This window comes from Geodermatophilus sp. SYSU D00696 (assembly GCF_054050235.1).
Map to the genome: position 1 here is coordinate 60,856 of NZ_JBJGYY010000022.1, position 23,711 is coordinate 84,566.

General features: G+C 76.6%; 23 protein-coding genes. 12 read left to right on the plus strand and 11 right to left on the minus strand.

What is annotated here, in order from left to right:
- Positions 1 to 32 precede the first annotated feature (32 nt).
- From ACI79O_RS15190 to aceB, 4 genes are all read right to left on the minus strand, one after another.
- Positions 33 to 1,145 carry an anti-sigma factor RsbA family regulatory protein gene (locus tag ACI79O_RS15190; RefSeq protein ID WP_456914561.1) on the minus strand — a complete coding sequence of 371 codons (1,113 nt, stop codon included), beginning with the start codon at positions 1,143 to 1,145 and terminating at the stop codon, positions 33 to 35.
- 84 nt (positions 1,146 to 1,229) lie between these two features.
- The gene (locus ACI79O_RS15195; RefSeq protein ID WP_456914562.1) at positions 1,230 to 6,296 is read right to left on the minus strand and encodes a SpoIIE family protein phosphatase; all 5,067 of its coding nucleotides are present in this window, start codon (positions 6,294 to 6,296) and stop codon (positions 1,230 to 1,232) included.
- Positions 6,297 to 6,317: 21 nt separating this feature from the next.
- The gene (locus ACI79O_RS15200; protein ID WP_456914563.1) at positions 6,318 to 7,544 is read right to left on the minus strand and encodes a DUF6986 family protein; all 1,227 of its coding nucleotides are present in this window, start codon (positions 7,542 to 7,544) and stop codon (positions 6,318 to 6,320) included.
- An 80-nt stretch (positions 7,545 to 7,624) separates the two neighbouring features.
- Complete coding sequence (gene aceB, locus ACI79O_RS15205) at positions 7,625 to 9,232, minus strand: malate synthase A (RefSeq protein WP_456914564.1); 1,608 nt, start codon at positions 9,230 to 9,232, stop codon at positions 7,625 to 7,627.
- 9 nt (positions 9,233 to 9,241) lie between these two features.
- Between aceB and uraD the strand changes: the two genes are divergently transcribed.
- From uraD to ACI79O_RS15225, 4 genes are all read left to right on the plus strand, one after another.
- Positions 9,242 to 9,742 carry a 2-oxo-4-hydroxy-4-carboxy-5-ureidoimidazoline decarboxylase gene (uraD, locus tag ACI79O_RS15210; RefSeq protein WP_456876271.1) on the plus strand — a complete coding sequence of 167 codons (501 nt, stop codon included), beginning with the start codon at positions 9,242 to 9,244 and terminating at the stop codon, positions 9,740 to 9,742.
- On the plus strand, positions 9,739 to 10,056 hold the full coding sequence (gene uraH / locus ACI79O_RS15215; RefSeq protein WP_456886381.1) for a hydroxyisourate hydrolase: 318 nt from the start codon (positions 9,739 to 9,741) through the stop codon (positions 10,054 to 10,056). The genes uraD and uraH overlap by 4 nt, the downstream gene beginning before the upstream one ends.
- A gap of 25 nt (positions 10,057 to 10,081) precedes the next feature.
- Complete coding sequence (pucL, locus tag ACI79O_RS15220) at positions 10,082 to 10,984, plus strand: factor-independent urate hydroxylase (protein WP_456914565.1); 903 nt, start codon at positions 10,082 to 10,084, stop codon at positions 10,982 to 10,984.
- A gap of 179 nt (positions 10,985 to 11,163) precedes the next feature.
- Positions 11,164 to 11,658 carry a phosphoribosyltransferase gene (locus tag ACI79O_RS15225; RefSeq protein ID WP_456886386.1) on the plus strand — a complete coding sequence of 165 codons (495 nt, stop codon included), beginning with the start codon at positions 11,164 to 11,166 and terminating at the stop codon, positions 11,656 to 11,658.
- A 198-nt stretch (positions 11,659 to 11,856) separates the two neighbouring features.
- On the opposite strand, the gene ACI79O_RS15230 is transcribed toward ACI79O_RS15225, so the two are convergent.
- Together ACI79O_RS15230 and ACI79O_RS15235 are read right to left on the minus strand one after the other, a co-directional pair.
- Positions 11,857 to 12,990, minus strand: coding sequence for a class I SAM-dependent methyltransferase (locus ACI79O_RS15230; RefSeq protein WP_456886388.1), 1,134 nt, complete (start codon positions 12,988 to 12,990; stop codon positions 11,857 to 11,859).
- Positions 12,987 to 13,904 carry a haloalkane dehalogenase gene (locus ACI79O_RS15235; protein WP_456876267.1) on the minus strand — a complete coding sequence of 306 codons (918 nt, stop codon included), beginning with the start codon at positions 13,902 to 13,904 and terminating at the stop codon, positions 12,987 to 12,989. The genes ACI79O_RS15230 and ACI79O_RS15235 overlap by 4 nt, the downstream gene beginning before the upstream one ends.
- Before the next feature lie 142 nt (positions 13,905 to 14,046).
- On the opposite strand from ACI79O_RS15235, the gene ACI79O_RS15240 reads away from it, so the two are divergent.
- The 5 genes from ACI79O_RS15240 to ACI79O_RS15260 are packed head-to-tail and all read left to right on the plus strand — an operon-like array spanning position 14,047 to position 16,739.
- Positions 14,047 to 15,069, plus strand: a complete 1,023-nt coding sequence (locus tag ACI79O_RS15240) for an NADP-dependent oxidoreductase (protein ID WP_456886392.1) — start codon at positions 14,047 to 14,049, stop codon at positions 15,067 to 15,069.
- 29 nt (positions 15,070 to 15,098) lie between these two features.
- Positions 15,099 to 15,299 (plus strand): hypothetical protein, encoded by a 201-nt coding sequence (locus tag ACI79O_RS15245; RefSeq protein WP_456876265.1) that lies wholly within the window; start codon positions 15,099 to 15,101, stop codon positions 15,297 to 15,299.
- Positions 15,300 to 15,303: 4 nt separating this feature from the next.
- Positions 15,304 to 16,002, plus strand: a complete 699-nt coding sequence (locus ACI79O_RS15250) for a serine aminopeptidase domain-containing protein (RefSeq protein WP_456886394.1) — start codon at positions 15,304 to 15,306, stop codon at positions 16,000 to 16,002.
- Between the two features lie 24 nt (positions 16,003 to 16,026).
- Positions 16,027 to 16,425, plus strand: a complete 399-nt coding sequence (locus ACI79O_RS15255; RefSeq protein WP_456914566.1) for a DUF1622 domain-containing protein — start codon at positions 16,027 to 16,029, stop codon at positions 16,423 to 16,425.
- Positions 16,422 to 16,739, plus strand: coding sequence for a DUF1622 domain-containing protein (locus ACI79O_RS15260; RefSeq protein WP_456914567.1), 318 nt, complete (start codon positions 16,422 to 16,424; stop codon positions 16,737 to 16,739). Before ACI79O_RS15255 ends, ACI79O_RS15260 begins: the two co-directional genes overlap by 4 nt.
- Here the strand turns inward: ACI79O_RS15260 and ACI79O_RS15265 are convergent.
- The 5 genes from ACI79O_RS15265 to ACI79O_RS15285 form a co-directional block, all read right to left on the minus strand.
- Positions 16,718 to 17,740 carry a 1-aminocyclopropane-1-carboxylate deaminase gene (locus tag ACI79O_RS15265; protein WP_456914568.1) on the minus strand — a complete coding sequence of 341 codons (1,023 nt, stop codon included), beginning with the start codon at positions 17,738 to 17,740 and terminating at the stop codon, positions 16,718 to 16,720. The two genes, ACI79O_RS15260 and ACI79O_RS15265, sit on opposite strands and share 22 nt — an antisense overlap.
- A complete protein-coding gene (locus ACI79O_RS15270; protein ID WP_456886400.1) occupies positions 17,724 to 18,389 on the minus strand; it encodes a GntR family transcriptional regulator in 666 nt (221 codons plus the stop codon). The genes ACI79O_RS15265 and ACI79O_RS15270 overlap by 17 nt, the downstream gene beginning before the upstream one ends.
- Before the next feature lie 144 nt (positions 18,390 to 18,533).
- Positions 18,534 to 19,097 (minus strand): GNAT family N-acetyltransferase, encoded by a 564-nt coding sequence (locus ACI79O_RS15275; RefSeq protein WP_456914569.1) that lies wholly within the window; start codon positions 19,095 to 19,097, stop codon positions 18,534 to 18,536.
- A gap of 26 nt (positions 19,098 to 19,123) precedes the next feature.
- A complete protein-coding gene (locus ACI79O_RS15280; protein WP_456914570.1) occupies positions 19,124 to 19,930 on the minus strand; it encodes an SDR family NAD(P)-dependent oxidoreductase in 807 nt (268 codons plus the stop codon).
- A gap of 64 nt (positions 19,931 to 19,994) precedes the next feature.
- Positions 19,995 to 20,507, minus strand: coding sequence for a VOC family protein (locus tag ACI79O_RS15285; RefSeq protein ID WP_456876256.1), 513 nt, complete (start codon positions 20,505 to 20,507; stop codon positions 19,995 to 19,997).
- A gap of 71 nt (positions 20,508 to 20,578) precedes the next feature.
- Between ACI79O_RS15285 and ACI79O_RS15290 the strand changes: the two genes are divergently transcribed.
- From ACI79O_RS15290 to ACI79O_RS15300, 3 genes are all read left to right on the plus strand, one after another.
- Positions 20,579 to 21,331 carry a Mut7-C RNAse domain-containing protein gene (locus ACI79O_RS15290; protein ID WP_456914571.1) on the plus strand — a complete coding sequence of 251 codons (753 nt, stop codon included), beginning with the start codon at positions 20,579 to 20,581 and terminating at the stop codon, positions 21,329 to 21,331.
- A gap of 78 nt (positions 21,332 to 21,409) precedes the next feature.
- Positions 21,410 to 22,039, plus strand: a complete 630-nt coding sequence (locus tag ACI79O_RS15295; protein ID WP_456886408.1) for a superoxide dismutase — start codon at positions 21,410 to 21,412, stop codon at positions 22,037 to 22,039.
- A gap of 160 nt (positions 22,040 to 22,199) precedes the next feature.
- Complete coding sequence (locus ACI79O_RS15300) at positions 22,200 to 23,498, plus strand: Nramp family divalent metal transporter (protein ID WP_456914572.1); 1,299 nt, start codon at positions 22,200 to 22,202, stop codon at positions 23,496 to 23,498.
- The last annotated feature ends 213 nt before the right edge of the window (positions 23,499 to 23,711 follow it).

Consider the following 23,711-nt stretch of genomic DNA (forward strand, 5'->3'; position numbering starts at 1 on the left):
GCCGGTACCTCAGCAGTGAGAGATCGCGGGCGTCAAGCCGCGCCGCGCCCCGCCCGCGTGTCGTGCAGCGTGGTGGCCAGCCGCACGGTGAACCCCCCGGTGGTCCCGGGCAGCAGGTCCACCGAGTCCCACAGCTTGCGCGCCAGCCACAGCCCCATGCCGCCGGCGGCGAGGTCGTCGCCGTGCGCGGGGAGGAAGCCGGCGAGGGGGTCCGCGACCCCGGGGCCGGAGTCGGTGATCGTGCAGACGACGGCGGTGTCGTCGGCCCACACCCGCGCCGAGACCGGCGGCCGGCCGTGGCGGAAGGCGTTGGCGGCCACCTCGCTGGCGGCCAGGTGCAGGTCGGCGCGCTGGTCGGCGTCGGGGACGACCGCGGCCAGCACCTGCCGCAGGCCAGCGCGCAGCTGGGGCAGCGTGGGGACGGCGTCGACGGCGTAGACCGGCTCCCCGGCCTCGACCGGCTCCCGGACGACGGCGAGATCGCGCAGGCACGACCCGGGCCGGCGGTAGTCGGAGCTGGTGACGCGCACCCCGCCCATGAACAGCTCCGGGTGCGTCAGCCGCGCCGTCTCGAGCGCCTGGGCGGGCAACCGCTGCCGGTCGTAGAGGCACAGCAGGGTGAGCGGGAGGGTCGCGGCCAGGGCGTTGGCCGCGGCCTCGTACCGGCGCACCTCGCGCCAGCGCCGCGGGTCGGCCTCGTACTGGGGCTCGGTGACGACCCGGAGCCGCCCGGACCGGGACCCGGCGGCGCGCTCGACCAGCCGCCGGGCGGCGGCCATCGCGTCGGGGGCGCGGACGCCGAGCATGCAGATGCGGGGGTCCTCCTCGACCGCGCCGACCACGACGCCGAGCGCGCGGCGGATCGCGCCGGCGGTGTCGCGCGAGCAGGCGAGGACCGGCAGGTCCCCGGCGCGCAGGCCCTCCTCGAGGAAGGCCGTGGCGACCTCGACCGCCTCGACCGCCGAGTGCACCAGCGCGGCGGTGTGCAGGAGACCCCCGGGAGCGACGGGCGGGGAGTGGCGGCGGGCGGGCGCACCGCGCGGCACCCCCGCCCGCGTGGCGGAGGCTCCTGCAGGTCGGTCCACTGGCCCCTCGACAGCGTCCGGGCCGCGACTGCCCGGCCGTTCCCGTCGATTGTGGGACACGCACCGGGCGCACCGCTCGGTGGGTGCCCGCGGCCTCCTCCCTCCGGTGGAGACCGGTGGGGTCCCGGGCGCCGGGTGCGCCGGTCAGCCCGCCCCGACGGCGACCCCGCCCAGGGCCAGCACCCGGGCCGGTGCGCTGCGCTCGCGGGTCCGGACGTCGACCTCGCCGTGCCGGGCGGTCACCGCGGCACACAGCTCGAGCACCAGCCCGACGCCCGCGCTGGCCAGGTAGGTCACCGGCCGCAGGTCGAGCACCACCCGCGCACCGTCCGGGAGGTCCTCGAGCGCCTGCAGGGCCTGCGCGCGCAGCCCCGCCGCGACGTCGAGGTCGACCTCGCCGGAGAGCTCCAGCCGCAGGCGGGAGGGCTCCCGGTGCACGGTCACCCGCGGGGGTTCCCCGGGGACGAGAGCGGGCCGCGTGCGGACCGGCGGGTCGTCGGGCCCCGGACCGGCCGGGACGAACCGGAAGCGCACCGTCGTCCCGGACCCCGCGGTCCCCCGGTCGTCGGTGGTGCGCGCGACCTCCACCTCGGTGGCCAGGGCCGAGATCAGCTCCAGGCCCCGGCCACGGTGGCCCCGGTCGGCCGGTGCCGGGCGCCAGACGCCCTCGTCGCGGACGCAGACGTCGACGCTGCCGTCGGCGGTCCGCTCGAGGCGGTACTCGCAGCGGCCCTCCCCGCCGTTGCCGGCGTAGGCGTGCTCGACGGCGTTGGCCAGCGCCTCGCCGAGGGCCAGCTGCAGGTCGTCGACGGCGTCCTCGGACAGGCCCGCGGCGGCCGCCCACGCCGCGACCGCACGCCGCACGCCGCGCAGGCGCGCGGGGTCGGCGGGCAGCCGCTCCTGCAGCGGCGGCGGGGTCATCCGGACGGCGATCACCGCGACGTCGTCGGGCAGCGCGTCCTCGTCGAGCACCTCAGCGAGCAGGTCGCGGGTCAGCCGGTCCGGTGCGGCCGCGGCCAGCCGCACGGCGGCGTCGGCCACCCGCTGCAGGCCGGTGTCCAGCAGCTCGCCCCGGCGCTCGACGAGGCCGTCGGTGTAGAGCAGCAGCGTCGTCCCGGGCGCGACGCGGGCCCGCCCCTCGGTGTAGGGCGGCCGGCCGGGGACGCCGAGGACCGCGCCGCCGGCGTCGTCGAGGACGGTGGCGCCGGTGTCGTCGAGCAGCAGCGGCGGCGGGTGCCCGGCGCGGGCGTACTCCACCGTGCCGGCCTCCCAGTCGAGGACCAGGCAGGCCGCCGTCGAGGCCAGCGCCCCGGGCAGCCGGGTCGCGAACCGGTCCAGCAGCTCCAGCGCCTGCGCGGGCGGGCAGCCCTGCAGCAGCGCGGCCGACAGCGCGCTGCGCAGCTGCCCCATGACGGCGGCGGCCGACGGCCCCTGGCCGACGACGTCGCCGACGGCGATCCCGACCCGGCCCTCGCCCAGCTCCACCACGTCGTACCAGTCGCCGCCGGCCGAGGTGCCCGCGGCGCCGGGCAGGTACTGCGCGGCCAGGGCGAGCCGCTCGAGCCGGGGCAGGCGCTGGGGCAGCAGGCTCAGCTGCAGCGTCTGCGCGATGTCCTGCTCGGCGCGGTAGAGCCGGGCCCGGTCCAGCGCCTGGGCGCTCTGCTCGACGATCGCGAGCAGCATGCCGCGCTCGGCCGGGCCGAAGGACCGCGGGTGCGGGAACCCGGCGCCGACCACGCCCACCACGCGGCCGGCCACCAGCAGGGGCAGCGCCACGGTGGAGGCCAGCCCGAACCGGGTCAGCGTCTCGGCCTGCCCGCCGTCGAGGCCACCGTCGCGGCCGGGCCAGTCCTCGAGCCGCTCGACCCACAGCGCCCGCCGCTCGGCGACCGCGCGGGTCACCGCCAGCGGCGCCGACAGCGGCAGCTCGGCGAAGTGGCGGCGCGCCTCGCCGTCGTCGCCGGTGAGGGCCAGCAGGCGCAGCCCGCGGCCGGTCTCGTCGAGCTCGTAGACGCCGGCCCGGCATTCGTCCCCGACCTGGGCGACGAGGTGGCCGGCGGTGGCGCGGGCGACCTCCTCGGGCGTCGTGGCCGCCGAGAGCTCCGCGGTCACCCGCTGCAGCAGCCCCAGCCGGCGGGCGGTGGCCCGCGCGTCGGCGAGCAGCATCGCGTTGTCCAGTGCCAGGGCGGCGCGGGCGGCGATCTGCTCGGCCAGGACGCGGTCGTCCTCGTGGAACGGCGGGGCGTCGTCCTGCCGACCCATGGCCAGCACCGCGCGCACCCGGCCGCGGACCGACAGCGGGACCAGCAGCGCCGAGCGCAGGTCCAGCCGGACGCCGCCGTCGCCGGGCCCCGACAGGTGCGGCCGCAGCACCGACTCGCCGCTGGTGAGCACCGTCAGGCCCAGCCCGCCGTGGGCGTCGAGGCCCTCGAGCGCCCGGCGGACGCCGTCGTCGTCCCCCGCCCGGCCGGCGTAGCGCAGCCGGCCGTCCTCGCCCACCACGCGGACCGTGCACACCTCGGCCAGCCGCCGGTCGACCACCAGCCGGGCCAGCACGGCGAGCTGGGCGCCGATCTCGGTCTCCCGGTCCAGCGCCGTGCCGACCTCGGCGAGCAGGGTCTGCCGCTCGGTCTCCTGGTAGCGGGCGTTGATGTCGGTGCAGCTGCCGACCCAGCCGCCCGGACCGCCGCCGCCCCCGATCGGCACGGCCCGCTCGAGCAGCCAGTGGAAGGCGCCGTCGGCCCGGCGGAGCCGGAACTCGACCTCCCACCCCTCCCCGCGCGCCGTCGCCTCGGCGACGGCCGCGTCGTAGCGCTCCCGGTCCTGCGGGTGCAGCCCGTCCCGCCAGCCGTCGCCGCGCTCGGCGGAGACGGGCCGGCCGGTGAAACCGGTCCAGGCGGCGTTGAGGAACACCCGCCGGCCCTCCGCGTCGGCGACCCAGATGAGCGCCGGGGCGAGGTCGGCCATGGTGGTGAACCGCTCCTCGGCCTCCCGGCGGGCCCGGCCGAGCTGGAGGTGGGCGTCGACGCGGGCCAGCAGCTCCTGCGCGGAGAACGGCTTGACCAGGTAGTCGTCGGCGCCGGCGGCCAGGCCCTCGACGGCGGCCTCCTGGCCGGCCCGCGCCGAGAGCAGCAGCACCGGCACCCGGGAGGTGCGGGCGTCGGCGCGCAGGGCGGCGAGCAGCTGCAGGCCGTCGAGGCCGGGCATCATCACGTCGCTGACCACGAGGTCCGGCGGGTCGGCCAGTGCCGCCTCCAGCGCCGCGCGGCCGTCGGACACCGCCCGCACCTCGTGCACCGGGGCGAGCAGCCGGCTGACGTAGTCACGCATGTCGGCGTTGTCGTCGGCGACCAGGACCCGGCCGGCGCGGACGCCGGACGCAGGTGGCGGGAGCTCCTCGGCGGCGCCGGGCAGCCAGCGCACCGCCTCGGTGACGAACGGGGTCACCGCGGCCGACAGGGCCGGCGCCTCCGGCGCCGGCGGCACGAGCCGGTCGGCGGGCAGGTGCGCGGTGCCCAGCGGCAGGGTGACGGTGAACGTGGTGCCGACGTCGGGCGTGCTGTCGACGTCGACCTCCCCACCGTGCAGCCCGACCAGCTCGCGGACCATCGCCAGGCCGATGCCGCTGCCCTCGCCCGAGCGGGCGCGGGCACCGGACACGCGGGTGAACCGCTCGAACAGCCGCGGCAGCTCCGCGGCGGGGATGCCGGTGCCGGTGTCGGTGACGGTGAGCACCGCGGCGCCGCCGTCCGCGCGCAGCCGCACGGTGATGCCGCCGGTGAAGGTGAACTTCAGCGCGTTGGACAGCAGGTTGAGGACGACCTTCTCCCACATGTCCCGGTCGACGTGCACCGGCTCGGGCAGCGGCGGGCAGTCGACGGTGAGCGTCAGGCCGGCCCGTTCGACCGCCGACCGGAAGACGCTGGCCAGCTCGGCGGTGACCGCGGCGAGGTCGACCGGCTCGAAGCGGGCGTCGATGCGGCCGGCCTGCAGCCGGGAGAAGTCCAGCAGGGTGTTGACCAGCTTCTGCAGCCGCAGGGCGTTGCGCTCCACCACCTCGAGCTCCTGCGCCACCCGGGCGTCGGTCTCGGCCACCGGGGAGGACCGCAGCTCCGCGACCGGGCCCATGATCAGCGTGAGCGGCGTCCGGAACTCGTGGCTGACGTTGCTGAAGAAGTCGGTCTTGGCGCGGTCGAGCTCGGCGAGGGCCTCGGCGCGGCGCCGCTCGGCGAGGTAGGCCTGGGCGTCGCTGACGGCGGTGGACACGTGCCCGGCGACGAGGTCGGCGAAGCCCCGGTAGTCGGCGTCGAAGGCCCGGTAGGGGTTGACGCCCAGCACGAGGACGCCGGTGGGCACGTCGGCCGCCGCGGTGCTGATCGGCAGGACGACGGCCTGGTCGGGGCGGGCGTCACCGACCGGCGAGGGCAGGAGCGCCTGCCCGGCGCGCGCCCGCAGCCCCGCGACCACCTCGGCGGCGCCGCCGGCGGCCACCCGCTCGACGACCTCCCGGAGGGGGCCGCCCAGGAGCACCGCGGGGTCGGTCAGCCCGGCGGCCCCGGCCGGCTCCAGGGCGCCCTCGGCGGTGCGCAGGACGGCGAGGGCGACGGGCACCTCCGCGCGGTGCCGGGCGAGGACGTCGACGACGGCCCGGCAGGCGTCGGCCTCGCTGCCCACGGACGCGGTGGACAGCTCACCGAGGTCGTGCAGCGCGCGCAGGCGGCGGTCGGCGAGGACCCGCCGGGTGTTCTCGGTGACGACGCAGAGCATCCCCGCGGTGGCGCCGGAGTCGTCGTCGACCGGGCTGTAGGAGAAGGTGTGGTAGGTCTCCTCCGGGTACCCGCTGCGCTCGAGGAACAGCAGCAGGTCCTCGTCCCACGTGGCGACGCCGCTGGTCAGGACCGACTCGATCCGCGGCCCGATGTCCTCCCAGATCTCCGACCACATCTCGCGCGCCGGCCGGCCCAGCGCCCACGGGTGCTTGTCCTGCAGGGTGTCCCGCTGGTAGGCGTCGTTGTAGAAGGCGGTCAGCTCGGGGCCGTAGGCGGCCCACATGGAGAACCGCGACGTCAGCACGATCCGGACCAGGTTGCGCAGCGCCGCGGGCCACTCCTCCGGCGGGCCGACGGGCGTGGCCGACCAGTCCCGGGCGGCCATCTCCCGGCCCACCTCCCCACCCCCGGAGAAGAGGGAGCCGAGCGCGTCCCGTGTCACCGCGCCACCACGTCCGGCAGCCTAGGCGCTGGAGGGGGACACTGCTCCGCTCCGCCCGGCCAGGCCGTCGAGGGTCACCCGGTCGAGTCCGGTGGCCGCGGCCACCTCGGCGTCGTCGAGGGCGCCGCAGTCCAGTCCGCGCAGCACCACACCGGCCAGGGCGCGCGCGGTGGCCGGCTCGTCGAGCACCCCGGCGTCGGCCCGCTCGACGTAGGCCGACAGCCGCCCGGCCGCGGCCGGCAGCGCGCCGCGGAAGAAGGCGTAGGTGGCCAGGTACCGGGTGACCAGCTGCGCGGGGTGCAGGTCCCAGCCCTGGTAGAGGCCGCGCTCCAGCGCCCGGCGGACCAGCCCGGCGTGCACCCGCCAGCCGGCGTGCACCTGCTCGCGGGAGCCGACGGGGAGCACGTTGGTGGAGCCGTCGACCGCCCGGGCGCCGGTGTCGGCGACGGCGACCTGCATGAGCTGCTTGGCGAGGTCGAGCGCCGGGTGGTCGGAGGACTGGTGGGCCGCCGCGATGCCCAGCGCGGCGCTGTAGTCGTAGGTGCCGTGGTGCAGGCCGGTCAGCCGCGGGCCGGCCGCGTGCACCATCCGCGCCAGGGTCACCGCGCCGTCGTCGCCGAGGACCGCCTGCGGGGTCTCCACCTGCAGCTCGAGGTCGAGCGCGACGCCGTGCGCGGCCTCCAGGGCGTCCAGGACGGGCAGGAAGGCCCGCACCTGCTCGACGGCGGTCACCTTGGGGAGGGTGACCGTGGCCTTTGTAGCGCCGACGGCGCCCAGGAAGAGGTCGAGGGAGCGCACGCCGCGGCGTCGGGTCGGCCCCTCCAGCGACTTCCCCCGGATCCCGACCGACGGCGGCGCGGTGCCGGCGGCGCGGTCGGCGGCCACCGCCTCGGCCGCGCGCACGACGTCGCCGTCCTCGTCCTCCGGCCGGCCGCGGTAGCCGTCCTCGGCGTCGACCCGCAGGTCCTCGACCGGCTCGGCGGCGAGCTTGGCCCGCACCCGGGGCAGCACCTCCGCGAGCAGGCCGGCGTCGTAGCCCAGGTCCGGCAGGCCGTGCTCGTCGAGCGCGGCCAGGGCCGCGGCGCCCCAGCCGGCGGCCAGGCCGGGGACGACGGCGTCGGCGGGCACGTAGCAGGTGTGCACCGGCTGCCGGCCGGGCCGCTCCCCGGGGTAGGCGGCCGCCCGCGCGGCGTCGACGGGGGCGAGGCGGCGGTCGAGCTCGGCGTAGACGGCGTCGTCCAGGGTCACGGCGCAGCTCGGATGAGTTCGGCCTCCGTGCAGGGGCCCGCCGCGAGCTCGCGAGTGGTGGGGGGCACGGGGGTCCTTCCTCAGTCCACGAGCTCGTAGGCGGGCAGGGTCAGGAAGTCGGGGAAGTCGTCGGCCAGCGCCACCTGCTCGAACAGCCGCCGGGCGTCGTCCAGGCGCGGCAGCTCGCCGATGCCGGCGACCTCCTCGGCCACGACCCGGCGCACCAGCTCCTCGGTCACCGTCTCCCCGGTGTCGAGCTCCACGCCGGCGTGCACCCACTGCCACACCTGCGAGCGGCTGATCTCGGCGGTGGCGGCGTCCTCCATCAGCCCGTGGATGCCGACCGCGCCGTTGCCGCCCAGCCACGCCGCCAGGTAGCGGATCGCGATCTCGACGTTGGCCCGGAGGCCGGCCATCGTGCGGCCACCCGGGACACCGGTGACGTCGAGCAGCCGGGCCGCGGTCACCGACACCTCGGGGCGCTGCCGGTCGAGCTGGTTGGGCCGGTCGCCCAGCACGGCGTCGAAGGCCTCCCGGCAGATCGGCACCAGGTCGGGGTGGGCCACCCAGGAGCCGTCGAAGCCGTCACCGGCCTCGCGGGTCTTGTCCTCCTGGACCTTCGCCAGCGCCCGCTCGTTGGCCTCGGGGTCCTTCCGGCTCGGGATGGCCGCGGCCATGCCGCCGATGGCCATCGCGCCGCGGCGGTGGCAGACGGCGACCAGCTGGTCGGTGTAGGCCCGCATCATCGGCGCGGTCATCGTCACCGCGGCGCGGTCGGGCAGCACGAACTCCGGGCCGGCCTCGCGGAAGACCTTGATCACGCTGAACAGGTAGTCCCAGCGGCCGGCGTTCAGGCCGGTGGCGTGGCTGCCCAGCGCGTGCAGCATCTCCTCCATCTCGAACGCCGCCGGGATGGTCTCGATGAGCATGGTGGCGCGGATCGACCCCGCGGGGATCCCGAGCACCTGCTCGGCGTGGTCGAACACCAGCGTCCACAGCCCGGCCTCGAGCCGGCCCTCCAGCTTCGGGAGGTAGAGGTACGGCCCGCTGCCGCGGGACAGCTGCTCGGCGGCGTTGTGGAACAGGTACAGCCCGGCGTCGACCAGCGCCCCCACCGCGGGCTCGCCGTCGACGAGCAGGCGCCGCTCGGGCAGGTGCCAGCCGCGCGGGCGCGGCACGATCGTGGGCAGCTCGCCGTCCTCGCGCAGCCGGTACTCACGCCCCTCGGGGCTGGTGAACGCGAGCTGCCGGCGGACGGCGTCGCGCAGCACCACCTGCCCGGTGACGACGTTGCGCCAGTGCGGGGTGTTGGCGTCCTCCAGGTCGGCCAGCCAGACGTCGGCACCACAGTTCAGCGCGTTGACCGCCATCTTCGGCTCGGTCGGACCGGTGATCTCGACCCGGCGGTCGACCAGGCCCGGCGGCGGCGGGGGCACCTGCCAGTCGCCCTCGCGGACGTCGGCGGTCTCCGGGCGGAAGTCCAGCCACCGGGCGGCGGCGATCTCGGCGCGGCGGGTGGCGCGGGCGGCGAGCAGGGCGTCGCGCTGCGGGCCGAACCGGCGCTGCAGGTCGGCGACGAACTCCAGCGCCTCGGGGGTCAGCACCTCCCCGGCCCGCTCGACGTCGGGGCCCTCCACGCGCACGTCGCTCATCCGCTGCACCCTCTTCTCGGCCGGCCGGGCTGCCATCCTGTCACCGTGTCCCGCCTCGACGAGTTCAACAGCGAGCCCGCCGACGCCGCCGTCGAGCAGCTGCGCGGCTGCAACGCCGCCCCGCGCTTCGCCGCCGAGCTCGTCGCCGGCCGGCCGTTCCCCGACACCGACACCCTGGTCCGGCGGGCCGGGGAGGTGGCGCGGGCGCTGCCGTGGGACGAGGTCTCGCTGGCGCTGGCGACGCACCCCCGCATCGGCGACCGGGTGGAGGGCTCCTCGGCCGAGGCGGCGGCCTCCCGCCGGGAGCAGGGCTCGATGGGCGGGGCCGACGACGACACCCGCGCCGCGATCGTCGAGGGCAACCGCGCCTACGAGGAGCGCTTCGGGCACGTCTACCTGATCCGGGCGGCGGGCCGCTCCCCGGAGGAGATGCTCGCCGAGCTGCGCCGCCGCCTGGACAACGACGCCGACGCCGAGCGCGCCGAGGTGGTCGAGCAGCTGGCGCAGATCACCGAGCTGCGGGTGCGCGGGCTGGTGGAGGCGTGAGCGTGTCGACGCACGTCCTCGACGCCGTCGCCGGGCGGCCGGCCGCCGGGATCGCCGTCCAGCTGCACGCGGGCGACGAGCTGCTCGCCGTGGGCATCACCGACGACGACGGCCGCTGCCGGCTGACCGAGGAGGCGACCGTCGCGGGCCCGCACCGGCTGGTGTTCGCCACGGGCGCCTGGTTCGAGGTCCGCGGCGTGACGGCGTTCTGGCCGGAGGTGACGCTGACCTTCACCGTCACCGAGCCCGCCGCCCACCACCACGTGCCGCTGTTGCTCTCGCCGTTCGCGTACTCGACCTACCGGGGCTCCTGAGGTTCCACGTGCAACAGTGCGCGGCATGGCGATCGTCCTGGGCCCGAACCAGTACGGGAAGGCGGAGGTCCGCGTCGTCGCGGTCGACCGCCGCTCCCCCCGGCACGAGCTGGTCGACCTCAACGTCAGCACCGCCCTGCGCGGCGACTTCGCCGTGGCACACACCGCCGGCGACAACGCGCACGTCCTGACCACCGACGCGCAGAAGAACACCGTGTTCGCCTTCGCGCGCGACGGCGTCGGCTCGCCGGAGGCGTTCGGCCTGCGGCTGGCCCGCCACCTCGCGGGCTCCTACGACTGGATCACCGGCGCGCGGGTGGCGGTGGACTCCTACGGCTGGGAGCGGATCGCCGTGGGCGGGCAGCCGCACGACCACGCCTTCCGGCGGCCGGGCGGGGAGGTGCGGACGGCGGTGGTGACCGCGGACGGCGACGACGTCCACGTGCTCGCGGGCCTGACCGACCTCGTCGTCCTCAAGACCACCGGCTCGGAGTTCTGGGGTTTCCCGCGCGACCGGTACACGACGCTGGCCGAGACCCGCGACCGGATCCTGGCCACCGCGGTGACCGCCCGCTGGCGGTACACGTCGGCGGAGCTCGACTGGGACGCGCTGTTCGCGGGCGTCCGGACCACCCTGCTGGAGACGTTCGCCGCCACCCACTCGCTCGCTCTCCAGCAGACGCTGTACCGCATGGGCGAGGCGGTGCTCGAGGCGTTCCCCGAGGTGGCCGAGGTGCGCATGTCGATGCCCAACCGGCACCACTTCCTGCAGGACCTGTCCGCCTTCGGCCTGGACAACACCCCCGGTCCCGACCCGGTCGTCTACCACGCCGACGACCGGCCCTACGGCCTCATCGAGGGGTCCGTGCTGCGCGACGACGTCCCGCCGGCCGACGTCGCGTGGCTGGGGACGCCCGGCTTCTGCTGACGCCCGGCCGGAGGGGACCCGCGGGGCCCGTCGCCGGCGACGCCCCAGGGGCAGCAGCCTTGAGCGGAGTTCCGAGATCGCACGGTGACCGTCTCCGGCCGCTCGCCATGTCGACCGGGCGGCCACGCCGGCAGTGGCCCGGGCGGTGTCCTGGTCACCGCTGCTGGCACGATCGGCACGTGCCCGACGAGCGCGAGGTCCTGACCTACGAGGCGTTCGGCACCGCGGCCCGCGACCTGGCACGGCAGGTGGTCGACGACGGCTTCGAGCCCGACCTGATCCTGTCGATCGCCCGCGGCGGGCTGTTCCTCGGCGGGGCCCTGGGCTACGCCCTCGACGTCAAGAACACGTTCGTGATGAACGTCGAGTTCTACACCGGCATCGACGAGCGGCTGGACCTGCCGGTCGTGCTCCCGCCCACGCTGGACCAGGTCGACATCACCGGGTCGAACGTCCTCGTCGCCGACGACGTCGCCGACACCGGCAAGACCCTCGAACTGGTCCGCGACTTCTGCTCGGGCTACGTGGCCGAGGTGCGCACGGCGGTGGTCTACGAGAAGTCCCGGTCGCTGGTGAAGTGCGACTACGTGTGGCGGCGTACCGACGCGTGGATCGACTTCCCGTGGTCGTCGCTGCCACCGGTCCGCAGGCGCAGCAACCGACCTCCCCACTGAGGGAGCTCGAGCCGCTCACGCCGGACGACTCCAGGCAGGGTACGAGCAGCGGGTCGCGCCCGGCCGGGATCGAGATGCGGGTCGTCGCCGCGCGCCGCGGCGTGTCGTCGCGTGTCGGCGGCGACAACACGACGGTCGACGGGACACCGCCGCTCGTCGGCAGGGCGGTGGACCAGCTGCAGCGGAACGAGGCGCCGCTCAGCGGCGGGTCGACACCGAGACGGTGAACCGGCGGTCGGCGGCGGCCACCCGGGTCGGACCGACCAGGCGCCGCAGCGCCGCCCGGTGCGGCAGCCGGTTGTTCCACACCGCCCACAGCTCCCCGCCCGGGCGCAGCACCCGCGCCGCGGCGGCGAAGAGCCGGTCGGCCGCGGCGGTGACCACGGCGGTCCCGAGGTGGAAGGGCGGGTTGCAGACGACGAGGTCGGCGCTGCCGTCGGGCAGGTCACCGGCGGCGTCGTCGCGGGTGACCCGGACCCGGCCGAGCCCCGCCCGCTCCAGCGTCGCCCGCGCCGAGGCGACGGCGGCGGCCGACTGGTCGGTGGCGGTGACGACCAGCTCCGGCCGGGACCGGGCGAGGACCGCGGCCAGCACCCCCGTGCCGCAGCCCAGGTCGACCGCGGTCCGCGCGTCGGGGGCGGCACCGGCGAGGGCGGTGAGCAGCAGCCGGGTGCCGTCGTCGACGCGGGTGCCGGCGAAGGCGGCGCCGTGCGCGCAGACGTCGAGGTCGAGGGCGTCGTCGTGCCGGCAGCGGGGGAAGGTGGGCCGGGTCCCGGGACGCGGGCCGCGGGCGACGAGCACGCGGGACTTCTGCCTGGCCAGCGTCGCCGACACGTCGGAGAACCCGGCGCGCAGCACGTCGTTCATGCCGAGCGTCATGTGCTTGACCCGCCCGCCGACCAGCACGACGACCTCGGGCGCGGCCGCGGCGGCGGCCAGCTCGGTGAGCTCGCGCAGCGCGTCGAGGGCCCGGGGCGCCTTGGCCAGCACCAGGGTCGCGCCGTCGAGGAGCTCCGTCGTCAGCGGCAGCGACCGGTAGGCGCCGGCCAGGCCGGTGCGCGCGGCGTTGGCGGCCAGGGCCCGCTCCCCGACCAGCAGGTCCTGGGACACCCGGACGTCGGTGGCGCCGGCCGTGAGGGCACCGAGGGTCAGCGCGCCGTAGGCGTCGTCGACGACGGCCACCCGCCCGGGGCCGGCGAGCGCCTCGCCCGCGGTGTCGAGCAGCAGCCGGTCGGTGGCGTCGACGGCGACCAGGTCGGGCGCCTCGACGTCGGGCTCGCGCCGCAACCGGGCCAGGACCGCTGCGACCTCGCCGGGCCCGACCGTCGTCACCGCCGCGGCGTGGCCGCGACGAAGGCGGCCACCACCCGGCCGAGCTCGGGGCCGACGTCCTCCTGCAGGAAGTGCCCGCCGCCGGGCAGCGTGGTGTGCGGCATCCCCCGCGCGCCGGGCACGACCTGCTGGAACACCCGGTCGGCACCGGCGGTGATCGGGTCGGAGTCGGAGAACGCGGTGAGGAAGGGCCGGTCCCAGCGGGCGAGGACCTCCCAGGCGGCCCGGTTGGCGGGCGCGGCGGGGTCGTCGGGCGTCGTCGGCACCAGGCTCGGGAACACCCGGGCGCCGGCCTTGGACGCCTCGTCGGGGAACGGCGCGTCGTAGGCGGCGACGACCTCGGGCGGCAGGTCGGTGACCGTGCCGTTGACGACGACGCGGCCGACCTCGAACTCCTCCGCCGTCGCGGCGAACCGCTGCCAGGCGAGGAACGCCTCGCTCATCGGGGTGTCCCCGGTGGGCAGGCCGGTGTTGGCGACGACGACCCGGGCGAACCGGTCGGGGTGCTCGGCCACCAGCCGCAGCCCGACCAGCCCGCCCCAGTCCTGCCCGACGAGGGTGACGTCGACCAGGCCGAGGCCCTCGAAGAGCGTCCGCCGCATCCACTCGACGTGCGCGGCGTAGGAGTAGGCGGCCGGGTCGGTGGGCTTGTCGGAGCGGCCGAAGCCGACCAGGTCGGGCGCGACGACGCGCAGCCCCGCGGCGGTCAGCTCGGCGATCACGTGCCGCCAGAGGAACGACCACGACGGCTCGCCGTGCAGCAGCACCACGACCTCGCCGTCGGCCGGCCCGACGTCGACCACCGCCACCCGCAGCATCGTGCCGTCGCCGCCGTCGAACGTGACGTAGGTGGGCGGGTACGGGAACCCGGGCAGCGCGGCGAACCGCTCGTCGGGCGTGCGGACGACGTCCATGTGGCCCCTCCAGGCATAGGAAGCTCTGCGCACGTCCAGCGGCGCGATACGTGCGTAGAGCTTCCTATGCCCTGCGGGTCCCCGTGCGGGACACGGCAGGATCGCCGGTGCACCCGACCTCCGACGACCCAGGGAGCCCACCGTGCCCATCCACGCCCGCGAGTGGCACCTGGCCGCCCGCCCCCACGGCGAGCCCACCCCCGAGGACTTCCGGCTGGTCGAGGTCGAGCACCCCGACCCCGCCGAGGGGCAGGTGGTGGTGCGCATGGTCGCCATGTCGGTCGACCCCTACATGCGCGGCCGGATGCGCCTGGGGCCCTCCTACGCCGCGCCGTGGGAGGTCGGCGAGGTGATGCGGGGCGGTGCGGTCGGCGTCGTCGTCGGGTCCCGCTCCCCCGACGTCCCCGAGGGGGCGCTGGTGCTCACCGACGCCGCCTGGCGCGACGTCGCCGTCCTCGACGCCCGGCACGTCCGGCAGCTGCCGGCCACCGAGGACCTGCCGCTCACCTACTCGCTGGGCATCCTGGGCATGCCCGGGCTGACCGCGTACTCCGGGCTGTTCCGGGTGGCCGCGTTCCGCGAGGGCGACGCCGTGTTCGTCTCCGGTGCGGCCGGGGCGGTGGGCAGCGCGGTCGGCCAGTTCGCGCGGCTGCGCGGCGCCTCGGCGGTGGTGGGCAGCGCCGGCAGCCCGGACAAGGTGGCCTGGCTGCGCGAGATCGGCTTCACCGCCGCCTTCGACTACCACGACGGGCGCGTGCGCGACCTGCTCGGGCAGGCCGCGCCCGACGGTATCGACGTCTTCTTCGACAACGTCGGCGGCGAGCACCTCGACGCCGCGCTGGGCGCGCTGCACGTGCACGGCCGGGCGGTGATCTGCGGCGCGATCTCGAACTACAACGCCACCGAGACGGTGCCAGGGCCGAAGAACTTCAGCTCGCTGATGATCGCCAAGCGGCTCGCGGTCACGGGCCTGCTGGTGAGCGACCACTCCGACCTGCACCGCGAGTTCACCGAGACGGTGTCCGGCTGGATCCGGTCGGGTGAGCTGGTGGTCCGGGAGACCGTGTACGAGGGCCTGGAGAACGCCGTCCCCGCCTTCCTCGACCTCCTCAAGGGCGCGAACACCGGGAAGATGGTCGTCCGCCTGGCGCCCGACCCGGATTGAGGCGGGACGGCACCGGGAAGGGCGCAGGCATGTGGTTGCTCCTCACCCGACGCCTGCGCATCTGGCTGATCCTGACCGTGCTCGTGCCGCTGGCCACCGGGCTGCTGCGCCGGGTCGGCCGGGCGCTCGAGCGGCGCAACGGCCCGACCCGGGCCAGCCGCGCGCTGCTGCAGGCCGGCGACCTCGGCGACCGGGCCCGCGCCCGGCTGCGCGGCGGCCGCCGTCGCTGACCGCGTGACCACCGCCGAACGGGTCCCGGCCCTCGACCACACCCCGGCGACCGCGCCCACCCGCGCGGTCGCCGTCTTCGCGCACGGCGGCACCGTGGCCAGCGTGGAGCCGCCGCGGGAGCGGGCGCTGTCGCTGGTGCGGATGCGGGCGATCCAGGAGGCCGTGTCGGCCGCCGCGGCCGGCCGCGGGGTGGAGACCTACCTGGTCCGCTACCGGGTGGCCGGGTGGAACGGCGCCGCCGCCGACGCGCACGCCGACGTCCGTTGGGCGCTGGACCGGGTGCGCGAGCGGCACGGCGACGTCCCGGTCGTGCTGGTCGGGCACTCGATGGGCGGCCGCGCGGTGCTGCGCGCCGGCGACGACCCGTCGGTGACCGCCGTCTGCGGCCTGGCGCCGTGGACGCCGCCCGGCGAGCCGGTCGACCACCTGCACGGGCGCACCGTCGTCCTCGCGCACGGCCGCGGCGACCGCTGGGTGCCGGCCCGGCTCTCGGCCGACTTCGCCGAGCGCGCGCACCGCACCGGCGTGCGGATCGCCCGGTTCACCCTGCCCGGCGGGCACGGCATGCTGCGCCGGGTCGGCCGGTGGCACGGGCTGGTCCGCGACGTCGTCCTGGCCGGGGCCGGGCTGGCCCCGTGGCGCGCCGACCTGGGGGACGCTCTGGGCGCCCCGGACGGGGAGGGGCTCGCCGTCCCGCTGTGAGGCGACGCCCGGGAGGGAGCCCACGTGGAGGAGGTCCTCGCCGAGGTCGTCGGCGTCATGGTCACCGTCGTCGAGGCGTGCGGGGCCGTGGTCATCGCCGTCGGTGCGCTGTGGGCGTTCGCCCGCTTCCTGTGGGTGGGGCTGCGCCGCGGCGGGACCTCGGCCTTCGTGCCGATCCGGCTCACCCTCGGCCGCTTCCTCGCGCTGGGCCTGGAGTTCCAGCTCGCCAGCGACGTGCTGCGGACAGCGGTGGCACCGAGCTTCCGCGAGCTCGGCCAGCTCGCCGCCGTGGCCGCGATCCGGACGGCGCTGAACTACTTCCTGTCGAAGGAGATCGCCGAGGAGCGGCGGCAGGTGGCCGAGGAGAGCGGCGCACCGGCGCCGGACTCGGCGTCCGCCGAGCACCGGGGACGGGCCGTGTGACCTCGCTGGGCCCCGTCCCCGGGCTGCTCGCCCTGGGCGTCGGCGGGCTGGCCCTGGTCGCCGGGGTGGTGGCCCTGGTGAGCACCCGGCGGCCGCGCCTCGCGCTGGCGGTGTCCCTGGACCTGCTGCTCGCGGCCGGTCTGCTCCGCCTGGCCGCCGAGCCGACGTGGACCGCGGTGGGCACCGCGGCGGCCGTCGTCGCGCTGCGCCGGGTGATCGGGGCGGGTCTGCGGGCCGGAGGCCGGGCGCTGTTCCCGCCGGTCCCCGGCCCGGGGCCCGGCGGGCACCAGGGTCAGGAGAAGAGCGCGCTGTAGCCGTTGAGCGCGGGCTGGCCGCCCAGGTGGGCGTAGAGCACGGTCGACGACGGGTCGATCTCCCGCCGGCCGACCAGGTCGATCGTCGCGGCCATCGACTTCCCCTCGTACACCGGGTCGGTGACCATCCCCTCGGTGCGGGCGGCGGTCTCCATCGCGCGGATCGTGGTCGCGTCGGGGATGCCGTAGACCCCGGCGTGGTAGCGCTCGTCGAGCTCGACGTCGTCGAGGGTGAGCTCGCGCCGCACGCCGATGGCCCGCGCGGTCCGCTGGGCGATGCGCAGCACCTGGTCGCGGGTCTCGGCGGGCTTCGCCGAGGCATCGACGCCGAGGACCCGCCGCGGCCGGCCGCCCTGCTCCTCCAGCAGCGCGAACCCGGCGACCATCCCGGCCTGCGTCGAGCCGGTCACCGAGCAGACGACGACGGTGTCGAAGAAGACGCCCAGCTCGGCCTCCTGCTGCGCCACCTCCAGCGCCCAGTTGGCGAACCCGTGCCCGCCGAGCGGGTGGTCGCTGGCCCCGGCCGGGATGGCGTAGGGCTTCCCGCCGCGCGCCTCGATCTCGGCCAGCGCGGCCTCCCAGCTCTCCTTGAACCCGATGCCGAAGCCGGCCTTGACCAGCCGCACGTCGGCGCCGGCCAGCCGGCTGACCAGGATGTTGCCGACCTTGTCGTAGACGGCGTCGGGCCAGTCGACCCAGCTCTCCTGCACCAGCACGCACGACAGGCCCACCGCCGCGGCGGCCCCGGCCACCTGGCGGGTGTGGTTGCTCTGCACGCCGCCGATGGAGACCAGCGTGTCGCAGCCCTGCGCGAGCGCGTCGGCGACCAGGTACTCGAGCTTGCGGGTCTTGTTGCCGCCGTAGGCGATGCCGGAGTTGCAGTCCTCCCGCTTGGCCCAGACCTCCGCGCCGCCGAGGGACGCGGTGAGCCGGTCCAGCCGGTGCACCGGCGAGGGGCCGAACAGCAGCGGGTGGCGGGGGAAGTCAGCCAGGGTCGACATCGGTGTCCTCCAGTTCGGACAGCAGCGCGGTCCAGATCTCGGTGGTGGTGGCGACGGCGGCGTCGACGTCCCGGGCCGCGCAGGCGGCGATCAGGCGGTCGTGCAGGACGACGGACTCCCGCCCGTGCGCCGCGGCGAACCGCGCCCGCTCCAGCCGGCGGACCGCGGGGGTGAAGCGCTCGACGGTCGCGGTCAGGGCGGTGTTGCCCGCGCGCGCGAGCAGGACGGCGTGCAGGTCGTCGTCGGCGGCCAGCGCGGCGCCGACGTCGCCGTCGCGGACCGCCGCGGCGAACCGCTCGTTGGCCGCGCGCATCGCCGCGACGTCGTCGCCGGTCACCCGCCCGGTGGCCTCGCGGGCGGCCAGCTCGTGCATCGCCCGGACGACGACGGCGGCGTCGTGCACCTGGCGGGGACGCAGCGGCGTGACCCGGGTGTGGCTCTGCGGCTTGGCCTCGACCAGCCCCTCGTCGACCAGCCGGGCCAGCGCGGCGCGCACCGGGGCGACCGAGAGACCCAGCCGGGCGGCGAGGTCGGCGTCCTTGACGACGGTGCCGGGCGCGAGCTCGCCGCTGACGATCGCCGTCCGGATGCGGGCCAGCGCCTCGTCGCGCAGGAGCACCCGGCCGACGGGGGTGAGCGGCGCGGCCACGACTGACATCTCAGATGTCAGGCAGCCTCGCGTCAAGTGCCTTCATCGCGATGAAGGCCGTCCTCGCGCGACGGCTGGCAGCCGGCGGCCTCGTCCGGCCCCTCGTCCGCTCGGACGCCGACCCGCTGACGGCGCCCAGGGCGGTCAGCCGCGGGTGCTGAGGTCGGGCACGTCGTCGTCGGCGAGCCGGGCCCACAGCAGCTCGTCGCGCTTGACGCCGTCGGCGTAGCGGTACGAGCGGCGCAGCCGGCCCTCGTAGGTGAACCCGGCCTTCCCCGCCACCCGGCCGGAGGCGGGGTTCTCCACGGCGTGCACCAGCTCCACCCGGTCGACCGGCAGGGCGGCAAAGCCCCAGCGGACGGCGGCGTCGACGGCGCGCGCGGCCACCCCCCGGCCCCGGGCGGCGGGCACCGTCCAGTAGCCGACCTCGGCGTCGCCCTGCTCGCGGTCGATGGCGTGCAGGGCGACCGAGCCGGCCAGCTCCCTGGTCGCGGCGTCGACGACGGCCCAGGCGGCCATCGTCTCGCTGCGGCCGGCCCGGCGGTCCACCCAGAACTCGGCGTCCTCCAGCGTGCGGACCCGCCCCGGGTTGCTCCAGGTGTCGGTGGCCGGGTCGGTCAGGGCGGCGCGGACCGCCGGGGCGTCGCCGGGCCGCCACGGGCGCAGCAGGACCGGGCCGGCGGGGATCTCGGGGACGGCGTCGGGCATGACGGGCATCGTGCCCGACGCACCGCTCACTCCTGGGGAGCGGACCCGGGCTCGGCCATCTTCCGGTTCAGCTTCGCGGCCACGTTGCCCGGCGTCACCGCCGACAGCCGGCCCATCGCCTTGCTGGCCAGCGACCCGGCGAAGACCGACGCCTCGCCCTGCACCAGCCCCTCGTAGCCCTGCCGGGCCACCTGGGCGGGGTCGTCCTTGGAGTCGGAGGCGCCGAGCCGGGTGTCGGTGAGGTCGCCGCGGTCGAAGAACTCGGTCTCGGTGGGCCCGGGCAGCAGCGCGGTGACGCTGACGCCGCGGTCGGAGAGCTCCTCGCGCAGCGCCAGGGCCAGGTGCTGGACGAAGGCCTTGGTCGCGCCGTACACGGCCTGGAACGGCTGTGGCGCCTGCGAGGCCACCGACGAGGTGAACAGGATCCGGCCCTGCCCGCGGGCGGCCATGTCCTGCGCGACGCGCTTGGCGACGTGCACCGTCGAGGCGCAGTTGAGCGCCACCATGGCCAGCTCGGCGTCGAGGTCGGTGTCGACGAACGCGCCACCGACGCCCACGCCGGCGTTGATCGCCGCGGCGTCCAGCGGGCGGCCGGCGCCGCGGACGGCGGCCACCAGCAGCTCGCGGTCGTCGTGGCGGGTGAGGTCCCCGCGCACCGGCGCGACGGCGGCGCCCATCCCCCGCAGCGTCTCGGCGGCGGCGTCGAGCTCGTCGTCCTCGGCGGCGACCACCAGGTCGTAGCCGTGCTCGGCGAACTGCTTGGCCAGCTCCAGGCCGATGCCGCTGGAGGCGCCGGTGACGAGGGCGAGGGGGCGGTCGGTGGGGACGGTCACGGGGTCTCCCGGGGGTCGCGGGTGCGGTCCCCGGTGCATGCCCCGTCGTCCGCGGGCCGACGCCTCAGGCCGGGACGGAGACGCCGATCCCGCCGCGGGTCCGCGCGCCGTAACGGGCGATCTCGGCGTCGAGGTCCAGCCGCCGGGTGCTCATGGCCTGCGCGCGGACGTCGTCGGTGACGAGGTCGGCCGGCAGCAGCCAGGAGACCTCGAACTCCAGGCCGTCGGGGTCCTGCGCGTACAGGGCCTTGGTGGTGGCGTGGTCGGAGGCGCCGACCAGCGCGCCGGCCTCGGTCAGCGCGTCACGGACCCGCGCCAGCTCGGCGAGGGTGTCGACCTCCCAGGCCAGGTGGTAGAGGCCGACGGTGCCCCGGCCGGCCTCCGAGGGGGCCGCGCCCGGGCCGGCGGCGAACAGGCCCAGGTCGTGGTCGTTGGTCGAGCCCTCGGCCTGCAGGAACACCGCCCGGCCGGGGATCTCCGCCTTCACCCGGAAGCCGAGGACGTCGCGGTAGAAGGCGGTGCTGCGGGCGACGTCGCGGACGTAGAGGACGGCGTGGTTGAGGCGCTGGACCGGCATGGCCCCAGTGTGCGCCGGTTTGGATGAACGTTCAAGTAGTTGTCCGGGGCAGCTCGGGTACCGGGTCCCCCGTGCCCGCCTCCGTCGTCGTCGAGGTCGACGACGTGCTGCGGCCGCTGCTGCCGGCGCGGGACCGGGCGGCCGGCCGGCGGGTGCTGGCCGCCGACCCCGACGCGACCGCCGGCCACCTGGTCCAGGCCGCCGGCGTCCCGCTCACCGAGGTCGGCGAGCTGCTCCTCGACGGCGTCGCCGTCCCACGGGCCGCGCGGCCGCCACCCGGCGCGACCGTCGTGGTCCGTGCCGCCCCGCGGCCGCAGCCGGTGCCGCCGGGCGGGTTCCTGCTCGACGTCGGCCTGGGCGCGCTGGCCCGGCGGATGCGGCTGCTCGGCCTGGACACCGCGTGGTCGCCCGAGGCCCGCGCGCCCGATGCCGACGACGCCGAGCTGGTCGCCGCCGCCGCCGCCGGGGACCGGGTGCTGCTCACCCAGGACCGCGGCCTGCTCATGCGCCGCGCCCTGCCGGCCGGGGCCTGGGTGCGCGGCGCGACGCCGGACGAGCAGCTCGACGACGTCCTCGACCGCTTCCGCCCGCCGCTGGCCCCGCTCACCCGCTGCCCGGCCTGCAACGGCGTGCCGGTGCCCGTGCCGCCGGCCGAGGTCGCCGCCCGGCTCGAGCCCGGCACCCGGCGCACCGCGACGGACTTCTCCCGCTGCCCGGGGTGCGGGCGGGTCTACTGGCGCGGCGCGCACGCCCGGCGGATCGACGCGCTGGTGGCCCGCGCGCGCCGCCTCACCGGCAGCCGACAGCGCGACGACGGCCCGTAGGGGCCACGGGTCGGCCCCGCCGTGTCAGCCGGGCCGGGCAGGACGACGGGCGTCCACCCAGCCGACGGAGGGAACCCCATGCCCGAGTACGTGCTCCCCGACCTGCCCTACGACTACGGGGCACTGGAGCCGCACATCTCCGGCGAGATCATGCAGCTGCACCACGACAAGCACCACCAGACCTACGTGACCGGGGCGAACACCGCCCTGGAGAAGCTCGCCGAGGCGCGCGAGAACGACGGGCTGGGAACGGCCAACCTGCACGAGAAGAACCTGGCGTTCAACCTGGCCGGGCACGTCAACCACTCGGTGTTCTGGCCGAACCTGAGCCCCGACGGCGGCGAGCGGCCCGACGGCGAGCTCGCCGCGGCGATCGACGAGCACTTCGGCTCCTTCGAGGGGTTCCGGGCGCACTTCACCGCCGTCGCCAACGGGGTGCAGGGCTCGGGCTGGTCGATCCTGGCGTGGGACTCCGTGGGCCAGAAGCTGCTGATCTGCCAGCTCTACGACCACCAGGGCAACCTCGCCGTCGGCCTGGTGCCGCTGCTGCTGCTCGACATGTGGGAGCACGCCTTCTACCTGCAGTACCGCAACGTGAAGGCCGACTACGTGACGGCGTGGTGGAACGTCGTCAACTGGGCCGACGTGACCGCCCGCTTCACCGCGGCGCGCACCGCCACGGCCGGGCTCATCGTCCCGGCGGCCTGAGCGACCCCGGGGCCGCGGGACCGCCCGCGGCCCCGGACCGGCTCAGGCCAGCCTCACCTCGGCCCGCCCGGGCCACACCCTGGCCCGACCGTGTCACCCCCGGCGGGCAGGACCACCGACGACCACACCCCGCACCGCCCGTCCCCCTGCGAGGCCTGCCGTGTACCTGTCGAAGACCGAGGCCGCCGTCCTGCCGACGACGCTGGTCGGCACCCCGAGGACGCCACCGCCGCCGGCGATCGGCCGACGCCGGCTGTGGCCGCTGCTGGGCCCGGCATTCGTCGCCGCCGTCGCCTACGTCGACCCCGGTAACTTCGCCACCAACTTCTCCGGCGGCGCCTCGTTCGGCTACACGCTGCTGTGGGTGATCGTCGCGGCCAACCTCATGGCGATGCTCATCCAGACGCTGACCGCCAAGCTGGGCCTGGCGACCGGGCGCGACCTGGCCACCAACTGTCGCGAGCAGCTGCCCCGGCCGGTCACCTGGGGGCTGTGGGTGCAGGCCGAGGCGGTCGCCATCGCCACCGACCTGGCCGAGATCGTCGGCGGCGCGGTCGCGCTGTACCTGCTGTTCGGGGTGCCGCTGCCGGTCGGCGGGGTCATCACCGCCGTCGTCGCCTTCGCGCTGCTGGCCGCCCAGTCCCGCGGGCACCGGCCCTTCGAGCGGGTGATCACCGGGCTGCTCCTGGTCATCGGCCTGGGCTTCGGTTACACGCTGGTCGGGTCGGGCGTCGACGTCGGCGGGCTGGCCGGCGGGCTGGTGCCCTCCTTCGCCGGTCCCGACAGCCTGGTGCTGGCCGCCGGCATCCTCGGCGCCACGGTGATGCCGCACGTGATCTACGTGCACTCCGCGCTGACGCCGGGGCGCTACGGCGACGTCGTCACCGCCGGCCGCACCCACGAGGGACGGCGCCGGCTGCTGCGGGCGCAGCGGATCGACGTGCTGCTGGCCATGGGCCTGGCCGGGCTGGTCAACGCCTCGATGCTGGTCATCGCCGCGCAGCTGTTCACCGGCGACGAGGGCCAGGCCGCCTCGCTCGAGGGCGTGCACGCCGGCCTCGGCGAGCAGTTGGGCGCCGGCGCCTCGCTCGCCTTCGCCCTGGCGCTGCTGGCCTCGGGCTTCGCCTCCTCCTCGGTCGGCACCCACGCCGGGCAGGTCGTCATGGCCGGGTTCCTCAAGCGGCACGTGCCCGTGATGACGCGGCGGCTGATCACCCTCGCCCCGGCGCTGCTGGTGCTCGTCCTCGGCGGGGACCCGACGACGGCGCTGGTCTGGTCGCAGGTCGTGCTCAGCTTCGGCATCCCGTTCGCGCTGGTGCCGCTGCTGTGGCTGACCAGCCGCCGCGACCTCATGGGCGGGTGGGTCAACCGGCGGGTGACCACGGTGGCCGGGTCGGTGGTGGCCGCCCTGATCATCGCCCTCAACGCCCACCTGCTGCTGGGCTTCGTGCTGGGGTAGCCACGCCTTTCCCCCGCCTCGCCGAGATCACGTGATCTCGACCGTTCCGGCCCCCGGACGCGGGGGGGGGGGGGGGGGGGGGGGGGGGGGGGGGGGGGGGGGGGGTGGGGGGGGGGGGGGGGGGGGGGGGGGGGGCGGGGGGGGTGGGGGGGGGGGGGGGGGGGGGGGGGGGGGGGGGGGGGGGGGGGGGGGGGGGGGGGGGGGGGGGGGGGG

Bases quoted from the DNA above. Each gene is read 5' to 3' on its own strand.
- aceB (WP_456914564.1), bottom strand. From the start codon at position 9,232: ATGGCAGCCCGGCCGGCCGAGAAGAGGGTGCAGCGGATGAGCGACGTG.
- pucL (WP_456914565.1), top strand. From the start codon at position 10,082: ATGGCGATCGTCCTGGGCCCGAACCAGTACGGGAAGGCGGAGGTCCGC.
- ACI79O_RS15235 (WP_456876267.1), bottom strand. From the start codon at position 13,904: ATGGACGTCGTCCGCACGCCCGACGAGCGGTTCGCCGCGCTGCCCGGG.
- ACI79O_RS15245 (WP_456876265.1), top strand. From the start codon at position 15,099: ATGTGGTTGCTCCTCACCCGACGCCTGCGCATCTGGCTGATCCTGACC.
- ACI79O_RS15265 (WP_456914568.1), bottom strand. From the start codon at position 17,740: ATGTCGACCCTGGCTGACTTCCCCCGCCACCCGCTGCTGTTCGGCCCC.
- ACI79O_RS15275 (WP_456914569.1), bottom strand. From the start codon at position 19,097: ATGCCCGACGCCGTCCCCGAGATCCCCGCCGGCCCGGTCCTGCTGCGC.
- ACI79O_RS15285 (WP_456876256.1), bottom strand. From the start codon at position 20,507: ATGCCGGTCCAGCGCCTCAACCACGCCGTCCTCTACGTCCGCGACGTC.
- ACI79O_RS15295 (WP_456886408.1), top strand. From the start codon at position 21,410: ATGCCCGAGTACGTGCTCCCCGACCTGCCCTACGACTACGGGGCACTG.